Origin of the sequence: Robertmurraya korlensis (assembly GCF_023715225.1) — a bacterium.
GTDB lineage: Bacteria > Bacillota > Bacilli > Bacillales > Cytobacillaceae > Robertmurraya_A.
Map to the genome: position 1 here is coordinate 241,758 of NZ_JAMBNS010000009.1, position 16,330 is coordinate 258,087.

A 16,330-nucleotide genomic window follows, 5' to 3' on the forward strand; every position below is an offset into this window, starting at 1 on the left:
GTTCAGCAACCGAAACCTTTGTAGGTCCTCATACTGTAAGTATAGGACAGAACGAACTAATCTTTAATTAAATATTAACTTTAATTACTGTAAATGTCAAATACTCAATTCCAAATTGGGCTTCCTTTAATTTTGCTCTCTACAACAGGATCATCAATTAAGTAGGCAGTATTAAAAACTGCTTTGGTATCACTAATAATTCGAAGCACAACTACATAGCCATCAGGTGTAACTAAACAGACTCTTCTTGTATGGTCGTACCTTTTCCTTTTTGAATCCCAACCTGCGTATAGAGTAAGGTTTTTATCTTGCAAAGCCTGTTTTATCCATGTGATTCTTTCTGCTCTATCTCTAGAAAAAATGCTTTTATCTTTTGCACGACGCGAAGCATTTTTAAAAAATGCGTGGTTAAATTGTTCTGGTCTAAATTTTACTTCAATGCCATCATGAGTGTGAATGACTTTATTACAGTATTCTTCATTAAAAAATTGTCTATACTCAACTTCGGTAGCTAAGACAGTAAGACTGCCATAAAGAGTAGCTTTAGTCATCGTAAGTCAATCCTAAAAATATTAAATTTTTGGGCGTCTCTATATGTTCCCTGGTGGAGAGAGGTTCCAATTCTAGATTCAATTCTTGAAATTAAACTCAATTTGGCATCACTAGTAATCTTATCATGGACTTTATAACCGACAGCACCCATTAAAACGTCTGCCATCTGTATTAATAATGATTCTTTAGATTCAATAGCCTGTACTTCTCTTATGAATCCAGAAGTTGAGTTATTCAAAACTCGTTCAAGAGTATGTAGTCTATCAGGTAGCTTATTCTTCTTGTGGTCTAAAAATATCCAATATTCTTCCCAGTTTCCAACCCAGTGTTTAAGTAATTGGTAATAAAATTTATAAAAGCCTAATTCAGAATCTGATTCGTGGTATGCTTCTAAATCTACACTATGACTATCAACTACTATACATCTAAAACGTAATTCAGGAGTATTGAAGAACAAATCTACTAATTCTAGATAGAAGTCTATTTTAGAAGGAGAAACATTTCTCCACTTTATCTCGCCGTATAGGTTGTGTTTATCTTTTAATTTTTTTATATCGTTTTTTACTTTATTTCGAGCGTTTCGTGGAATCCAAATTCCACTAATAATCATATAGCGATCAGGAGAATTTTCTCCGTATATTACTTCTGGTCTACTTTCATCACAATACACCTCTATCAAACTCGAACACCTCCCATTTTTGGATTATAGCATAATTTTACACTATTAGAGTTACTTTAGAAACTAGCATTGAATAGCTAGAATTTGAGATTTTTTTATCTGTTTTTACCATTATTCGGGAAATTGATATGATAAAATAAATAGGGTTATGACCAAATTAAGGCATTATCGAAGGGTTTAAAACAAGATAGCCTATTTATTGATAAAGACGGTAGGAGAACGTTTGGATACGTTTTGCAAGAAAAGATAGTTTAACTGGTAGATTCGCTAAATAAATATTAAGGGGAAAAGTATGAGCGTAAAATTTAAAGATTTATTTCCAGATTATCAAATGTACTCAAATGATGATTTTTTAATGAATAAAGTTACTTACAATTTGTTGAAAGAGTTGTCTTATAAGATGCCTAAACTTTTAATAGAAAGTGTACAAGCTCGTAAGGGATTAAGTTTAGATGGAACGTTTCAAAATATGGCCAATGTTGTGTCAGGACATACCAACAATGATAAAACAAAACATTGGGGTTGGGATTTTATTATAAGGGACTTTGAAGAACAAATGATTGATTTCCAGGAACTCAAGTTCCATAAATTTATGGACTGTATATTAGACTTGAAAAAGTTTTTCCTTAACCCAGTAAAAGACCTCAATGATGTTTTTGAAGAACATGATTTTGGTTATCGGTTGACCGAAGATACGGAGAAGCCATGGAGATGTATAAATCCAACTGTTATTATGTCGGTCGATTTTGAAGAGGTTATTTTAAGTACGGCGGATCTATGTAAGCAAACAGCAGAGCATATTAGACAAGCAAAGGTGCAACTAACCAGAGCGAATGAATTGAGAGCAAGAAAAGACGCTATTAGAGATTGTTTATCCGCAATGGAGGCATTAATGAAGCATTTAACTAACGCTAATGATATTGATCATGCAGATGAAATAATGCGTGCGGATAAAGAAAAGTGGGGACAGAGTTTCATTGTTAAAGATGGCATTATACTTTGGAACATGTTTCATGACAAATACAAAGATATAAGGCATGGCAATTTTACAATTAGCGAGATCAGTTATGATGAATCGATTTACTTCGTTGATAAGCTATTAGCTTATGTGAAATATATTTCAGCTTGTGCAGTTGCAGCCGAAAAGGATAATTTGATTTTCTAATGAGAAATGTTAAAAAGTTGAAACTAACAAGGGGACGGTAAAATGAGTTGGGAAGAAATGTACCGCAGAGATTACCCTTGTAAATGTGGAAAAGGCACATATACCGAAGTAGGTGAAATGGATGATTGGAACAGGACAAGGGATTACAAAATAATAAACTGCTCCGAATGTAATGAAAGGGCAAGGATTGCCGTAGAAAAAGAGATAAAAGCTAAAGCTGAAAGGGAAGCGAACCTGAAAATATTAGTTGAGGAAATATCAACTCATTTTGAAAAGCATTATATGGAGGATTGGCTTTCCTATTTTGAAAATGCTAGAAATAAAAAAGAAGTCTGGTCTTTGGCAACGAAAACAGGAGTTGAAAGTTATAGCCTCTCTGCTTTTTATGACCATAATAAAGGTTCAAACAAGGAGGATTATGTTAGAAGACTTGCAAGACCTAATAACATGCTGAAAATTATTGAAACACTAAATATCAATGACGACCTTTTGAATAGCAAGGTTAAGGAAGCTATGGACTTGAAAGGGTCATCATATGTAATAGGTTTTTATTGAAAGTGAGGACTTAAAAAGGTTCTTGCTTTTTTATCTTTCCCATGATAAAGAAATGTGCATTGGATAGTATAGAATGAATGAAAGAATGAATTTATTTGTTTGTACATATGAGCTTAATTTGATTTTTAATAAAATGTTTTACAAAGGGTTTACAATGAAAATATAGGTCTTATTCTCTTTTACAAAAAACAAAATATTGTAAGTGAGAAAGAGGTTTTTGGTTATGTTCGTGTTTCAACCGAAACGTGATTGTTGAGCTATTTTAGAATTTAGGTGTAAGTGGGACTTTAAAAGACAGAGATGGACCTACAGACTTGTTATCTGCTCTTTTAGAGGAGAAGGAAAGCGAGTTATAATGAATGCAATGTTTATGGCGGGTCGCTATCTAAGGTGATGAATTAATGATAACTGATGAAAGTTAACGCCGAAGTCATAGCGTAGAGCAATGCACATAACCCATCTTGATAACGATGAGGAAAAATGTTATTTCTTAGGTCACTAGTTTAGGAAATAAAAATGGATGAGAAACCGGAAGGATGGTAAGGTGATAACCTTTTGGTTTTCTTTTGCTCGAAGTTTACTATCTAATAGAGTGAGCACCCCCACTTAATAAATAAAGGGCAGAGATTTCACTTGTTTATTTTTAAACTTGCCCAACTTTGGGGGATTACTAGTTAGATAAGTGTATAGTTAATATCTTACTCGAAGAAATAATAAGTATCTGTGGCATCATTTTGGCATCAAACTTAAAATAACTATAAAATACTATAGATAATTTATTTTAATAAAAATGCCCATAAATCCTTGGTATATAAGGGTTTATGGACATTATCGGTAACAAGAGGTAACGGTAGATAATATAGTAGTAGACCTTGACAGGGTGGGGGTCGGGGGTTCAAGTCCCTCACAGGTCATACGAATAGAAAAGCTCGAAACCTTGTTTTTAAGGTTTTCGAGCTTTTCTTTTTTTATGAATTGTCTGTGTATTTTTTTACTAGTATTTCCATAGACTGTCACCTAATACCCAGTGCTCCCATACTATAACATTACGGCTTTAAATAAAAATTCATAGACAGCCATAATAAGTTGGAGGGTGACTCAATGTTTTATCATGTTAAAGAACTTCAATACCAAGCGAAGCCTGAAAGACCGGACCCACTGTTTGCAAGAAATCTGCAAGAAGTGTTAGGTGGACAATTTGGTGAAATATCAGTTGCTTTACAATATTTATTCCAAGGATGGAATGTACGTGGGAATGGAAAATATAAGGATTTATTAATGGATACGGGTGCGGAAGAATTAGCTCATATCGAAATGTTAGCCACTATGATTGCTAGACTGTTAGATGGAGCTCCGGTTGGGGATTTAGAGGAGGCTGCTAAAGATCCGGTAATTGGTGCGATTTTAGGAGGAATGAACCCACAACACGCGATTGTTTCTGGACTGGGAGCAATGCCAGCTGATAGCGTAGGGAATAGATGGACAGCAGATTATATTATTGCTAGCGGTAATTTGTTAGCTGACTTTAGAGCTAATTTAAATGCCGAATCACAGGGGAGATTACAGGTAGTAAGACTGTATGAAATGACCAATGATCGAGGCGTTAAGGATATGCTTTCTTGGTTAATCGCTCGTGATACGATGCATCAAAATCAGTGGATTGCAGCTATAAAGGAACTAGAAGCTAAAGAAAATATTGTTGTACCGAGTACTTTCCCTCGTAATTTAGAAAAACGAGAAGTTTCGCATGTCTTGTTTAACTTATCAGCAGGAAATGAGAGTGCCAGTGGTCGATGGGCTAGTGGTCCAAGTATGGATGGTGAGGGTGTATTCCAGTATGTAGAGAACCCAGTGCCTCTTGCCAAAAAGCCAAAATTAAACCCTGCACCACCTTATATTCATGATACACCTCCTGCTGTACTTAAAGATACAGTGGGGAAAATCCCTCCAAATATGATGTAAAAATAAAGCCATTATCCTTGTATGGATAATGGCTTTTATGAATGGATATTTATAGTACGTACATATACACGCATAGGAAGTGAGCGGTCGATCCGAGCATGATGAAAATATGAAAAATCTCGTGGAATCCCATAAAACGTGATTGAAGAAATTTGGGTTTCGCTCCATAAATAATACCACCAATTGTATAAAAGATTCCTCCTAAAACAAGCAGAAATAAACCAGAACTGCTCAAAATATCTGCTAGAGGAGAAGCGACAAAGATTACCATCCAACCCATCACAATATAAATAACTGTTGATAACCAACGTGGACAATTAAACCAAATCATTTTAAATAACACTCCACAAAGAGCAGCAAATACAATAATAGAAAACAGTAACCAACCTGTTAAACCATTCAGACTGATTAAGCAAAAAGGAGTATACGTTCCTGCAATAAGAATAAAAATCATCGAGTGATCAAGCCTGCGCAAAAAAGCAATAACCGAATCTTTAGCAACAACCATGTGGTATGTGGCTGATGCTGAATAAAGTAATATCATACTTATCCCAAATATGATAACAGAAGTAATGGCCAAAGCTGAGCTCGTGGTTATAGAGGCTTTAATCACTAACGCTAAAAGGGCGATAAATGAAAGGATGGCTCCTGCCAAATGGGTAAGACCATTAATAGGTTCTCTAATATAAGAAAGCATGTGGTTCTCTCCTCTCCTTTTTTATATGTAGTTTTTATAACTACTTATTATAGTATACGTATTACAACAACTAGTCAACATTTACTAATCATGAATTGTGAAGTAAAATTGAAGGGTATATAGAAGAAAAAGGAGAAAATTATGAAACATCTTGAAGAACTTATTGATGAGCTAGGATTGCAACAACAAATTACAATGGACGATATTCCAGCGATTGATTTATACATGGATCAAGTTATTCAGTTGTTTGAACAGAAATTTAATGATACGAAAAGAAATAAAGAGGAGAAATTATTAACAAAAACTATGATAAACAATTACGCTAAGGATAAATTGTTTATCCCGATAAAAAATAAGAAGTATTCAAAGGAACACCTTATACTTATTAGTCTCATATTCCAGCTTAAGGGTGGCTTGTCTATTAATGATATTAAGACAACCTTAGTTGGTTTGAATGACGGTATCCAATCAGGTAATCTGGATTTAGAGAAATTCTATACATCTTACCTAAATTTGGCTATGAAGAATGTTACATCTTTTAACGAAGAGGTAAAGTCACATTGGCAAGATGTGATTGAAGAAGTGGAAGATACTACTGAAGAAAATAATCTTTATTTAAAAAATGTTCTCCTTATCGCCTCATTGATTAATATTAGCAATCATTATCGCAGAGTAGCTGAAAAACTCGTAGATGAAATAAGTACGAAATAACACCGTTTTCCTTGTGGAAGATGGTGTTTTTTGTCGTTAAAACACAAAGAAAAGGCTTACATATAGGGTTTGTTAGATTATCTAACATGGTATTTTCGGAATGTTTGTAAATAATATTGACTCTTTATAGATATCGTTTAAAATAAACTTAATCGAACTGATGTTATATTTTATGACATTATAATGTTAAGTAAAGTTACAGAACTGAAATTAAGGGGGAAAAGAAAAATGGATGTAAACTACTTAATGAATAGTCTATGGGTAATGGTATCAGCAGTGTTAGTTATCTTCATGATTGGTGGATTTATCATGCTAGAAGCAGGTTCCACTCGAATGAAGAACGCTGGTCATATTGCTGGTAAAACCATTTTTACATTTGGTCTAGCTTCATTAGTATTCTGGGCAGTTGGTTTTGGATTTATTTTTGGTGACAATGCTAATTTCTTTGTTGGTGCTTCAAACTTTTTCTATGGTGGGGCTGAATTAGATTTAGCACTTAATTCTTCAGTATTTTTCTTATTCCAATTAGCATTTGCAGGAATTGCCATAACAATTGCTCTTGGTGGTTTTGCTGAACGTGCAAAGTTATCCGTATATGTAATCTTTACAGTATTATTCTCAGCATTGGTTTATCCAGTAGTTGCTCACTGGATCTGGGGCGGTGGCTGGTTAGCAGAACATGGAAAGCAAGATTTTGCTGGCTCAACAGTTGTTCACTTAACGGGAGCTATGGCAGCATTAGCAGCTACTATTCTATTAAAGCCTCGTATTGGGAAATATAATAAAGATGGCTCTGCAAACAATATTTATGGACATAATCAAGTATTCACAGCATTAGGTGTTCTTATTCTTTGGGTAGGTTGGTTTGGATTCAATGCTGGTAGTACCGTTTCAGTTGATGCTGGATTCTTTGGATTTGTAGCACTTAATACAAACTTAGCTGCAGGTGCAGGTGCTGTGGCAGCACTAATTATTTCTTGGGTTGTATTAGGGAAATCAGATATTCCAACTATTTTAAATGGTGCACTCGCAGGTTTAGTTGCTATAACAGCATCATGTGCATTTGTTGATACATGGGCAGCGGTTGTTATTGGATTCGTAGCTGGAATTCTAGTGTTCTATAGCGCAAGATTCTTTGAAAAACGCAAAATTGATGATCCGATTTTCGCATTATCTGTTCACGGCGCAGCAGGGGTATGGGGAACTCTGTCAACGGGCTTCTTTGCAACACCGGAATTAGCGACAGTTGGTAAGCCTGGTTTATTCTATGGCGGTGGCTTAGATCAACTTGGAGTTCAAGCGTTGGGAGTTGGTGTATCTGGGCTATACGCGTTTGTAATATCATTCGCCATTCTTGCGATTGTGAAGAAAGTAATCGGTGGCCTTCGTGTAACTGAAGAGGAAGAAATCATGGGTCTAGATGTAAGTGAACATGGTAGCTACGGATATCCAGAAGTATTTTTAACTAGTGAAAATCAAAAAGTTTCTTCATAATTGATAAGGAGAGCCTCATTTTATGGGGCTTTCCTTATCTACTTAAAGGGCGTGTAAGATTTGAGTTCATATGAATCAATAAAATTATGGAGAGAGACTCATATTGCAGAGTATATATCAAATTCAGAATCTCTAAATAAGTTCCACGACGAGATTATGGTAAAGGTATTTGAGACTGCGAGTGCCCGAATGACTTCTGAAGCTCCTTGTGCTTTTGTATGGTTTATTACAGGTAGCGGGGGGCGATTTGAACAAGGATTAATAAGTGATCAAGATCATGGGATTATATTTCAAGAAGATAGTTCAGAGGCAGGTTATTATTTTAGTGAATTAGGAAAGGAATTATCGATTGGGTTACAAATAGTTGGTTACCCATTTTGCGAAGGTAAAGTAATGAGTTCAAATCCACTTTGGTGTCAAGCAGCGTCGAGTTGGAATAGCCAAGTGGTGAGTTGGATGGAAGAGGGCAGTTGGGTTTCGATTCGTAATTTGCAGATTTTCTATGATGCTAGAAAACTTGTAGGTGACAATGAACTCCTTTACCATTTAAAAAACCTGATTCACGAATACAATCATTCCCATCCTCAATTTTTGAGCCGATTATTAGAAAATGTAAAACATGTAAAAAAGACAATTGGTCCTCTAGGACAAATCATTGTTGAGGAGAAGGGAATACATGCTGGAGCTATTGATTTGAAGTATTCTGCTTTTATACCATACGTGAATGCAGTTCGGCTATTGGCCTGGAAAGAAGCAATAATCGAGACTAGTACAATAAGTAGATTAAAAGAACTAAACAAATTAGAAAAGTATGAGGAATTAACTCATTATCAGGAGAATTTTTCGCAACTTCTTCAGTTTCGATTAGATCATCTTTCTTCTACTGCTTCATATGATGATTCCCACTATTTGTATGTTAAAAAACTAACTAAAGACAATCAAAAACTAATTAAAAAGATACTGAAGGATGGAAAGAAGCTGCAGCAATACGTTCAAAGAATGATTGAAAAGGGTGGAAATCATGGCGTTTGAACCATTTATTCATTTTGTGAGGGGAATCCAGGGAAAACTGGGGACAAATGTATATAGTGGCTTACAGGCACAAAACGGTCAGCATGTTGCTTTTCTGCGTCAAATTCAAAAAGAATTGAATTCAGAAAATGCCTTGCAGATACCGTTGTCTGAATTAGAGGTGACGGTATTTGACCTTGAAACAACGGGTTTCTTTCCTGAAAAAGGCGATGAAATATTGTCTATTGGTGCTATAAAGACAAAAGGTGCGTATGTAAAAGAAGCAGAGTCCTTTTATTCTTTAGTTCAATATGAAAAAGAACTTCCATTCCAGGTGAAGGAGTTAACGGGAATTTCTGAAGAGGAGCTGAAGATTGCGCCGCCGTTATCAAATGTTTTGCTGGATTTTTATCACTTTGCTAGAGGAACGCCACTTGTTGCACATCATTCAAATCATGAAAAAAACTTTTTGCAAGCAGCGAACTGGAAACAATTCAAGGCCCCTCAAAAACATCGCATTATTGATACGTCTTTCCTATCAAGGGTTGCCGACCCGGAATTAACCCAAAATAAGCTTGAGGATATTTGTGAGCGCTATGGGATAGAAGTAGTGGATAGACATCATGCTTTAGGAGACGCTAAACTAACAGCTATTCTGTGGTGTATCTTTATTGATGAGGTTCAGCAAAAGGGATATGAGACTCTTCAAGATATCTATAATCTTATGGCGAAACTATAAGATTCTATAATTCTTCTTTACTTTTAAAAAAAGTTTGTGCTATTATTATCCATAAATGAACTGAATATTGGATTTCTTATCCAGAGTGGTGGAGGGGCTGGCCCGATGATACCCGGCAACCGATTTTCTTTTTTTAGAGAAAACACGGTGCCAATTCCTGCAAAGCAATTGTGCTTTGACAGATAAGAAGAGATGATAACAATACACCCTCTTCTTTAGAAGAGGGTTTTTTATTTTATCAGAGGAGGAAAACATGATGGAAACGGTGAAAGTGGTTCTTTTAGGTTTTGGTACGGTTGGTTCAGGTGTGTATGATTCCATCCTTCATACACATCAGGAGAAGCTGGAAAAGGTAATTGGTAAGAAGGTTGAAATAGTGGGTATTTTAGTGAAGACAGAAAAGGATCGACAGCTTCCCGAGAATATTATTGTCACTACAAAGATAGAGGAAATCCTAGCTCTCCCAAAAATTGATTATGTATTTGAAGCGATTGTTGGTATCGAACCTGCCTATTCCTATACACAGTTATTTTTAGATCGTGGCTGTCATGTGATAAGTGCAAACAAGGAATTATTAGCTAATCGTGGTGAGGAACTTTCTGAATATGCTTTAAATAAAGGTAAGTTTTTAACGTTTGAAGCCGCTGTTGCGGGAGGGATTCCTTTACTTAGAACGATTATTCAGCTCCTTCAAGTGAATGGAATTTTAGTTTTAGAGGGTATTTTGAATGGAACGAGCAATTACATCTTATCGAAAATGAGAAATGAGAAATTGAGTTTTGGAGAATGCCTTCAAGAGGCGCAACAACTCGGTTACGCAGAGGCTAACCCAGAAAGTGATATTTCTGGCAGGGATGCATTCTACAAGCAAATGATTTTAAGTAGTTTAATCTACCATGAGCAGCCTGATTGGGAAAAGGTTGAAAGAGTTGGGATTGAAGACGTTGCATTAGAAGATCTGGCCTTAGGTGAGGGGCATGGATTAAGGCTAAAGCTACTGGCCTCTTTGAAAAGAGGAGATGAGGGAATCCAGGCAACCGTAAAGCCAACATTTGTAAGCTCTGAACATCCACTTTACAATGTGGAAGGGGTAGACAATGGCATAGTTATTAAAACAGATTTGGTTGGTACTCTTATGCTCCAAGGTCCAGGAGCTGGTTCAAAGGCTACTGCAAGTGCTATGATTGAAGATTTAGTACAAATTGAACAACAAAAACAACCCTTGCAACAAGTTCATCGATATAGCTATCAAACTCAAACTCAAAATAAAAAAGAGGCAAACGAAAGTATTCAATTAGCGGTATTTCCTCTGCAAGATAAGGAGGAATGGCTTAGCTTAAAAGCGATTTTAAATGAAAACTCAAAGAGTGTAAATATCCTTCAAGAAGTGGTTAAGGAGCTTGATGGGAGGATATACGGAAGCTTCTTATACGATGGAGAGTTGGAATGTATTAAACTGCCTGTCTTATATAAACGCTATCCAGTATCACCTATCGGTCTAAAAAGAGATCATTTTAATCTGGTTAATATTTTCTAGAGAAGACGCGCAAATGCGTCTTTTTTTTGTATCGTAAGTCTCCAGAGGGCAAATAATATGCTTGCTATGGAGGTGCAGAATGAGAAAATTTTTATTTTTATTTGCTGTAATTATGCTTTTCTTCGGTGTCGCAATCTATGCATTGCCAAAGGTTTCGATTGATTACGCGTTTGTACCGGAAGCAGGAGATATAAGGGAACCAGAAAAAAAATTGAAAATAGCTTCTGTGTCGAGTGAAGTGGAGATGGGGACAACGGAACAAATTGAGTTAGGGAGAAAATTATTTTACGAAGAAACCTTTGGGAATGAAGTATTTTTCACAGATATTTTAGGAATGTTTAACGGGGCTTTAACGTTAGGAAACATTGGAAAGGCAATCTTGAAGTTAAATGGGGAAGGCACGAATAATTTAAGGGTAGAAGCCTATAAAGATTTTTCAGCTGGTGATTTCAGCATTAAAAAAGGTGACTTAATTGATACCGGTCTTGATGTAGCTAAAGGGGCTAAAACACCCATTGGATTTAAGGTAGTGTTTGACGAAGGGAGATTAAAAGCAGGTGTTAGCTGTGCTGCTTGTCATGCAACGGTTGATGAAAAAGGGAAAATACTGGAGGGAGTCCCGAATACGGACTTGCAAATTGGTCTTGCTCTTGCAATGGGTACAAACACAGCCTCCTATTTTACTCATACAGAACTAAAGGATATTAAAGAGTATATTAGTCAAAGTTCTCTACAAATAGAAACATCGGAAGGAACAAAAGATGCTTTACCTGATATAGATAAGTTTGAAAAATTTGTGGATGCAGAGATTATTAAATGGCCAGCAGGGAGTAATGACACGACCATTGATTTACATAATAATCCTGTTCAAGTTCCTGACGCGATGACGAATGGTGATCGTCCATTTGGTTGGAGTGGACAAGGTCAAATTGGTCCGTTTAATGGGATTTCAGCAGCCATTAATAATGCTCATTCACAAAATATGGATGCGGTTTCAGCCTCTGAGATTAGTAAGTATACGATGAAAATAGATAAGGAAGTATATTTGGGAACCGTTTTACAAAATGCAGCGAATCCAAAGTATCGTTATGATGGAAAGTCTTCGAAAAAGCCATCTGCCTTTTTTGCGAAAGTGGACCCAACCCCGGGAGTACCTGGTGTGAACAGATTGATTAAATCTCCCACCTATCCAAAAATCTCCTATATGACATCTGTAGGGATCCTATCGAGCTCGGCTGGGTATAAGGTATATGAACAATTAAACGCGATGAGTGCATACATGAATTCTCTTTCTCCGGTACCAAGTGGAATCCAAAGGGATAGTGAAAAAGCAGAGAAGGGAGAAAGAGTATTTACAAAAGCAGGATGTATTTCTTGCCATGCAGGGGCATTTGCAACGAGCAATAAATTAATTTCTGTGGAGGAACTAAAAACGAATGCCTCACGTGCAAAGGGGTTTTCACCATTAAAAAGCTATCATGATGAACCAAAAGTATATGAAGAGGGAACGCCTGTACCACTGCCTGAAAAACCAGAAATAAATGTAATAAAAACAACACCTGAACAAGAGCAGTTGCTTCAACTAGCATGGGGGTTTACGAATACAAAGGGAGTCTACAAAACCATAAGTCTTTATAACCTCTCAAGAAGTGCTCCTTATTTACACGATGGTGGAGTAGCTGTTGGTCCAAATGGAGAGGTAGGGGTGACAGAAACTATTTTACAAGGGAAGCTTCCTGACCCGTACCATAGTCTAAAAGCGATGGTTGACTCAAGGTTAAGAGATATAGTGATTGAAAGCAATGCTAAGAACAAGAGTTTATTCACAGCGAATGTAACTGGTAAAGGACATTCCTTTTGGGTAGATCAAACGACAGGATTCTCTGAATCTGAACAGGATGCACTTATCCACTATTTACTGACTCTTACTGATTAGAAAGGGGGGATAAGTTGAAGGCTGTTACTTATCAAGGGTTTTTACATGTTGAAGTGAAAAATGTACCTGATCCAGTCATTCAGCTTCCTGATGACATCATTGTGCGAGTTACTGCATCATCGATTTGTGGATCAGATTTGCATCTATACCATGGAATGATTCCAAGCCTTGAAAAAGATTATATTATTGGGCATGAAGCGGTTGGTATCGTTGAGGAGATTGGAAAAGAAGTAACAGGAATAAAAAAGGGTGATAAGGTGGTAATCCCTTTTAATATTGCTTGTGGTCATTGTTTTTACTGTGAAAATGGTCTAGAAAGTCAGTGTGATCTTGCAAATAAAGAGGGAAAGCCTGAAGCTGGTGCCATGTTTGGTTGTTCGCGACTTTACGGAGATTATTCTGGAAGTCAAGCTGAATGGTTAAGAGTGCCATTTGCAAATTTCACTCGATTTAGAGTCCCAGAGGACAATGAGTTACCAGATGATACCTTAGTTCTCCTAGCTGATGCACTTCCAACTGCCTACTGGGGAGTAGTAAATGCAGATGTAAAGCCTGGTGATACGGTTATAGTAATCGGAAGTGGTCCGATTGGATTGTTAACACAGAAAATGGCTTGGCTAATGGGAGCAAATCGAGTGATTGCTATTGACCGAATTCCTTATCGATTAGAGCATGCTAGGAAAACCAATGGGGTAGAGGTATTCAATCTTGAGGAAAAACTTGAGCTAACTGACCTTTTGATAGAGATAACCAAAGGGGGAGCGGATGTTGTTATTGATTGTGTTGGAGCAAGCGGTAAAATGACACCGGTTGAACTCGCTGAAACAGCACTTTTTCTGCAAGGGGGTGGCCTTACAGCTATTAAGATGGCAAGCCAAGTTGTTAGAAAAGGAGGAGTTGTTCAACTCGTTGGGGTGTATGGCCTCAGGTATAATGGATTTCCATTGGGTGATTTTTTTGCAAGAAATATTACACTAAAAATGGGCTTTGCCCCGGCAATACGTAGAACGCAATTCCTTTATGAGCTAGTAAGTAAAGAGAAAATAAAGGTTAATGATATTATCTCTCATCACATACCATTAGCTAATGGTGAAAATGCGTATAAATTATTTAATAAAAAGAAGGAAGATTGCTTGAAAATTATATTAAAACCATAAGAAAAGGGGGCACATGCCCCCTTTTTTCTGTCATATGGATGCCTCTTTTCCCATTGAAGCATAGCATATAGTAATGGAGAAAGGAGGTTAAAGATTTATGATTGTCATTGCGGGAATGAATGTAGAGACACCCCCTTTTCAATTATCCAGCAAACAAGCAGAAATTTTTCACTTCTTAAAGAACAGTAGTGAAGTGCATAGATATGTGCATAGTAGAGAGCTTTTGTTTGAGTTGATGTTACGAGAGAATATGATAAATAGTGCCATTGCATTGAACGAGAGTGAAGTAGAGTTTTCCGTATTTCAAACATCAAAGTTCCACTCTGTTTATTGGTTAAAAACTTCAAGAGGGTATTTGCTTAAGCCAAATGTGCTACCTTCTGATGCGATAAAAGATATTTTTCATAATGGGGCAGAGTATGGTTTTGAATGCTCGACAGCCATTGTTGTATTATTTTATTATGCTGTTCTTCAATCCATTGACGAGAGAGCTTTTAATCATCTTTTTAATCATCTACTCGTTTGGGATTGGAGCTATGATGAGGACCTTGGAATTATCACAAAAGTGGGCTCGGATTTTATTCCTGGGGATGTGATGTATTTTTACAATCCAGATTATAATAATCCGGTTTGGATAGGAGAAAATGTTGTATTTCTAGGTGAAGATCAATATTTTGGACATGGAATTGGAATTGGTACCGCGGAAGAAATGATTAAAGCCCTTAATACATTGAGAAAAACAGGTGCTACGAGAACTGCACACTTAATCCATCAACATAGTCGTTTAGATTATAAGTATTTATCACAGTTTTCTAAGTAAATATAAGGAGTTGTAAAAGGACAATTGATTCATTTATTAGAAGGGGTCATTGTCCATTTATATTTATTTCATGTTAACTCTTTTTTCCATATGAAAATCGCTGTATACTAATACTATGGAAGGAAAGTAGGAGACAAATTCATGTTAAAAAAGCTTCTTATCATTATTATCTTGTGCAGTGTAGGCTTTTTCTTACTGCCGTATAGTTTGCCATTAGTTTTTGCTTTAGTTACAGCGATATTATTAGAAGGACTAGTTGAATTTTACATAAATAAACTTAAAATTGCACGAGTGCATGCTGTATTAGCATCATTCTTAACGTACATATTAGGTTTAGTTATCATTGGTTATCACTTTTTTACTTTAATCATTCAACAAACTCTTCGTTTGTCAGAAAGTACTCCAACTTTTGTAAAGGATTTTTATCGGAGTACAATTCTACCAATAATGGGTAGCTTAGAAAGATATCTTCAAACACTTCCAGGAGAAGTGTTAAAATCGATGGAAAACACAATAGAGACAAGTATCGCTTCCTTAGACGCTTTCTTACAAACTATGTTTGAAACCATCATATCTTTATTAACAGCCATTCCTGGTTTTTTAATTGAATTTTTAGTATACTTGGTTGCTTTATTTCTGTTTTCTCTTGAGCTACCTAGATTAAAAGAAAATATAAAAAGACATCTAACAGAGGGTAGTTTAAAGAAAGCATCCCTTGTCATAAATCAGCTTACATGGGCTGGGGTTGGATTTATAAAGGCTCAGCTATTTTTAAGTGTAATTACCTTTGTGATGGCATTCACAGGATTATGGATTTTAGGTGTTTCAAACAAAACTCTTTTATCATTATTAATTGTCATAGTTGATATCTTACCTATTTTAGGTACAGGCTCTGTACTAGTCCCTTGGGGAATTGTGGCAATATTACAGGAAAATCAGTTGCTAGGTGTAGGCTTAATTATTTTATTCGGATTAATCACGGTAATTAGAAGGATTATTGAACCAAAGGTATATTCGAGCAGTCTAGGGATTTCACCACTAGCATCCTTAGTCAGTCTGTATATAGGCTTTAAGCTCATTGGTTTTCTTGGGTTATTTTTAGGCCCAGCTATCGTTATTGTTTACGATACATTAAAGAAGGCAAATGTTATTAAAGTAAACTATAAAATATAAAAAGGAAAAGCCATCATGAACTATACCCCGAATAACGGACACTATTAAAAAAGGTGCCCCTTATTCGGGGTTTTTTATGTCTTAAGAAAAAATCCCGTTTATAATGAATTCATACGAAAACGGGGGATTTATCATGGCCAAG

The 16,330-nt window shown here is 36.2% G+C and carries 15 protein-coding genes and 1 riboswitch; of the genes, 12 read left to right on the top strand and 3 right to left on the bottom strand.

Translation table 11 applies throughout. From position 1 onward, the window contains the following. Positions 1-104 precede the first annotated feature (104 nt). Positions 105-551 (bottom strand): hypothetical protein, encoded by a 447-nt coding sequence (locus M3175_RS17205; protein WP_251521523.1) that lies wholly within the window; start codon positions 549-551, stop codon positions 105-107. Further along, positions 548-1,222 (bottom strand): DUF3800 domain-containing protein, encoded by a 675-nt coding sequence (locus M3175_RS17210; RefSeq protein ID WP_251521608.1) that lies wholly within the window; start codon positions 1,220-1,222, stop codon positions 548-550. Before M3175_RS17210 ends, M3175_RS17205 begins: the two co-directional genes overlap by 4 nt. Positions 1,223-1,523: 301 nt before the next feature. Between M3175_RS17210 and M3175_RS17215 the strand changes: the two genes are divergently transcribed. From M3175_RS17215 to M3175_RS17225, 3 genes are all read left to right on the top strand, one after another. Continuing rightward, a complete protein-coding gene (locus tag M3175_RS17215; RefSeq protein ID WP_251521526.1) occupies positions 1,524-2,396 on the top strand; it encodes a hypothetical protein in 873 nt (290 codons plus the stop codon). Positions 2,397-2,438: 42 nt separating this feature from the next. Continuing rightward, positions 2,439-2,951 carry a hypothetical protein gene (locus M3175_RS17220; RefSeq protein ID WP_251521529.1) on the top strand — a complete coding sequence of 171 codons (513 nt, stop codon included), beginning with the start codon at positions 2,439-2,441 and terminating at the stop codon, positions 2,949-2,951. Positions 2,952-4,052: 1,101 nt separating this feature from the next. Then, complete coding sequence (locus M3175_RS17225) at positions 4,053-4,913, top strand: manganese catalase (RefSeq protein ID WP_251521532.1); 861 nt, start codon at positions 4,053-4,055, stop codon at positions 4,911-4,913. A gap of 49 nt (positions 4,914-4,962) precedes the next feature. On the opposite strand, the gene trhA is transcribed toward M3175_RS17225, so the two are convergent. Then, positions 4,963-5,610, bottom strand: coding sequence for a PAQR family membrane homeostasis protein TrhA (gene trhA, locus M3175_RS17230; protein ID WP_251521535.1), 648 nt, complete (start codon positions 5,608-5,610; stop codon positions 4,963-4,965). 141 nt (positions 5,611-5,751) lie between these two features. On the opposite strand from trhA, the gene M3175_RS17235 reads away from it, so the two are divergent. The 9 genes from M3175_RS17235 to ytvI all read left to right on the top strand — a co-directional run bounded on the left by M3175_RS17235 (position 5,752) and on the right by ytvI (position 16,188). After that, entirely contained in the window at positions 5,752-6,321 is a 570-nt protein-coding gene (locus tag M3175_RS17235; RefSeq protein WP_251521538.1) for a DUF1836 domain-containing protein, read from the top strand. Positions 6,322-6,549: 228 nt separating this feature from the next. Further along, entirely contained in the window at positions 6,550-7,815 is a 1,266-nt protein-coding gene (locus M3175_RS17240; RefSeq protein WP_251521541.1) for an ammonium transporter, read from the top strand. A gap of 60 nt (positions 7,816-7,875) precedes the next feature. Then, a complete protein-coding gene (locus tag M3175_RS17245; protein ID WP_251521543.1) occupies positions 7,876-8,847 on the top strand; it encodes a DUF294 nucleotidyltransferase-like domain-containing protein in 972 nt (323 codons plus the stop codon). Continuing rightward, on the top strand, positions 8,837-9,565 hold the full coding sequence (locus M3175_RS17250; protein ID WP_251521545.1) for an exonuclease domain-containing protein: 729 nt from the start codon (positions 8,837-8,839) through the stop codon (positions 9,563-9,565). The genes M3175_RS17245 and M3175_RS17250 overlap by 11 nt, the downstream gene beginning before the upstream one ends. Before the next feature lie 73 nt (positions 9,566-9,638). Next, a riboswitch (SAM riboswitch) is annotated at positions 9,639-9,754 on the top strand. A gap of 67 nt (positions 9,755-9,821) precedes the next feature. Next, complete coding sequence (locus M3175_RS17255) at positions 9,822-11,102, top strand: homoserine dehydrogenase (protein ID WP_251521547.1); 1,281 nt, start codon at positions 9,822-9,824, stop codon at positions 11,100-11,102. Between the two features lie 79 nt (positions 11,103-11,181). Then, the gene (locus tag M3175_RS17260; RefSeq protein WP_251521549.1) at positions 11,182-13,038 is read left to right on the top strand and encodes an electron transport protein; all 1,857 of its coding nucleotides are present in this window, start codon (positions 11,182-11,184) and stop codon (positions 13,036-13,038) included. Positions 13,039-13,052: 14 nt separating this feature from the next. Beyond that, complete coding sequence (locus tag M3175_RS17265; RefSeq protein ID WP_251521552.1) at positions 13,053-14,195, top strand: alcohol dehydrogenase catalytic domain-containing protein; 1,143 nt, start codon at positions 13,053-13,055, stop codon at positions 14,193-14,195. A gap of 97 nt (positions 14,196-14,292) precedes the next feature. After that, complete coding sequence (tgl, locus tag M3175_RS17270) at positions 14,293-15,015, top strand: spore coat transglutaminase TGL (RefSeq protein WP_251521554.1); 723 nt, start codon at positions 14,293-14,295, stop codon at positions 15,013-15,015. Positions 15,016-15,156: 141 nt separating this feature from the next. Beyond that, positions 15,157-16,188 carry a sporulation integral membrane protein YtvI gene (gene ytvI / locus M3175_RS17275; protein ID WP_251521556.1) on the top strand — a complete coding sequence of 344 codons (1,032 nt, stop codon included), beginning with the start codon at positions 15,157-15,159 and terminating at the stop codon, positions 16,186-16,188. The last annotated feature ends 142 nt before the right edge of the window (positions 16,189-16,330 follow it).

What these genes read in the sequence shown, in the direction of transcription:
- M3175_RS17220 (WP_251521529.1), top strand. Translation starts at nt 2,439, where the DNA reads ATGAGTTGGGAAGAAATGTACCGCAGAGATTACCCTTGTAAATGTGGA.
- ytvI (WP_251521556.1), top strand. Translation starts at nt 15,157, where the DNA reads ATGTTAAAAAAGCTTCTTATCATTATTATCTTGTGCAGTGTAGGCTTT.
- M3175_RS17235 (WP_251521538.1), top strand. Translation starts at nt 5,752, where the DNA reads ATGAAACATCTTGAAGAACTTATTGATGAGCTAGGATTGCAACAACAA.
- M3175_RS17250 (WP_251521545.1), top strand. Translation starts at nt 8,837, where the DNA reads ATGGCGTTTGAACCATTTATTCATTTTGTGAGGGGAATCCAGGGAAAA.
- M3175_RS17260 (WP_251521549.1), top strand. Translation starts at nt 11,182, where the DNA reads ATGAGAAAATTTTTATTTTTATTTGCTGTAATTATGCTTTTCTTCGGT.
- M3175_RS17255 (WP_251521547.1), top strand. Translation starts at nt 9,822, where the DNA reads ATGGAAACGGTGAAAGTGGTTCTTTTAGGTTTTGGTACGGTTGGTTCA.
- tgl (WP_251521554.1), top strand. Translation starts at nt 14,293, where the DNA reads ATGATTGTCATTGCGGGAATGAATGTAGAGACACCCCCTTTTCAATTA.
- M3175_RS17205 (WP_251521523.1), bottom strand. Translation starts at nt 551, where the DNA reads ATGACTAAAGCTACTCTTTATGGCAGTCTTACTGTCTTAGCTACCGAA.
- M3175_RS17240 (WP_251521541.1), top strand. Translation starts at nt 6,550, where the DNA reads ATGGATGTAAACTACTTAATGAATAGTCTATGGGTAATGGTATCAGCA.
- M3175_RS17225 (WP_251521532.1), top strand. Translation starts at nt 4,053, where the DNA reads ATGTTTTATCATGTTAAAGAACTTCAATACCAAGCGAAGCCTGAAAGA.
- trhA (WP_251521535.1), bottom strand. Translation starts at nt 5,610, where the DNA reads ATGCTTTCTTATATTAGAGAACCTATTAATGGTCTTACCCATTTGGCA.
- M3175_RS17215 (WP_251521526.1), top strand. Translation starts at nt 1,524, where the DNA reads ATGAGCGTAAAATTTAAAGATTTATTTCCAGATTATCAAATGTACTCA.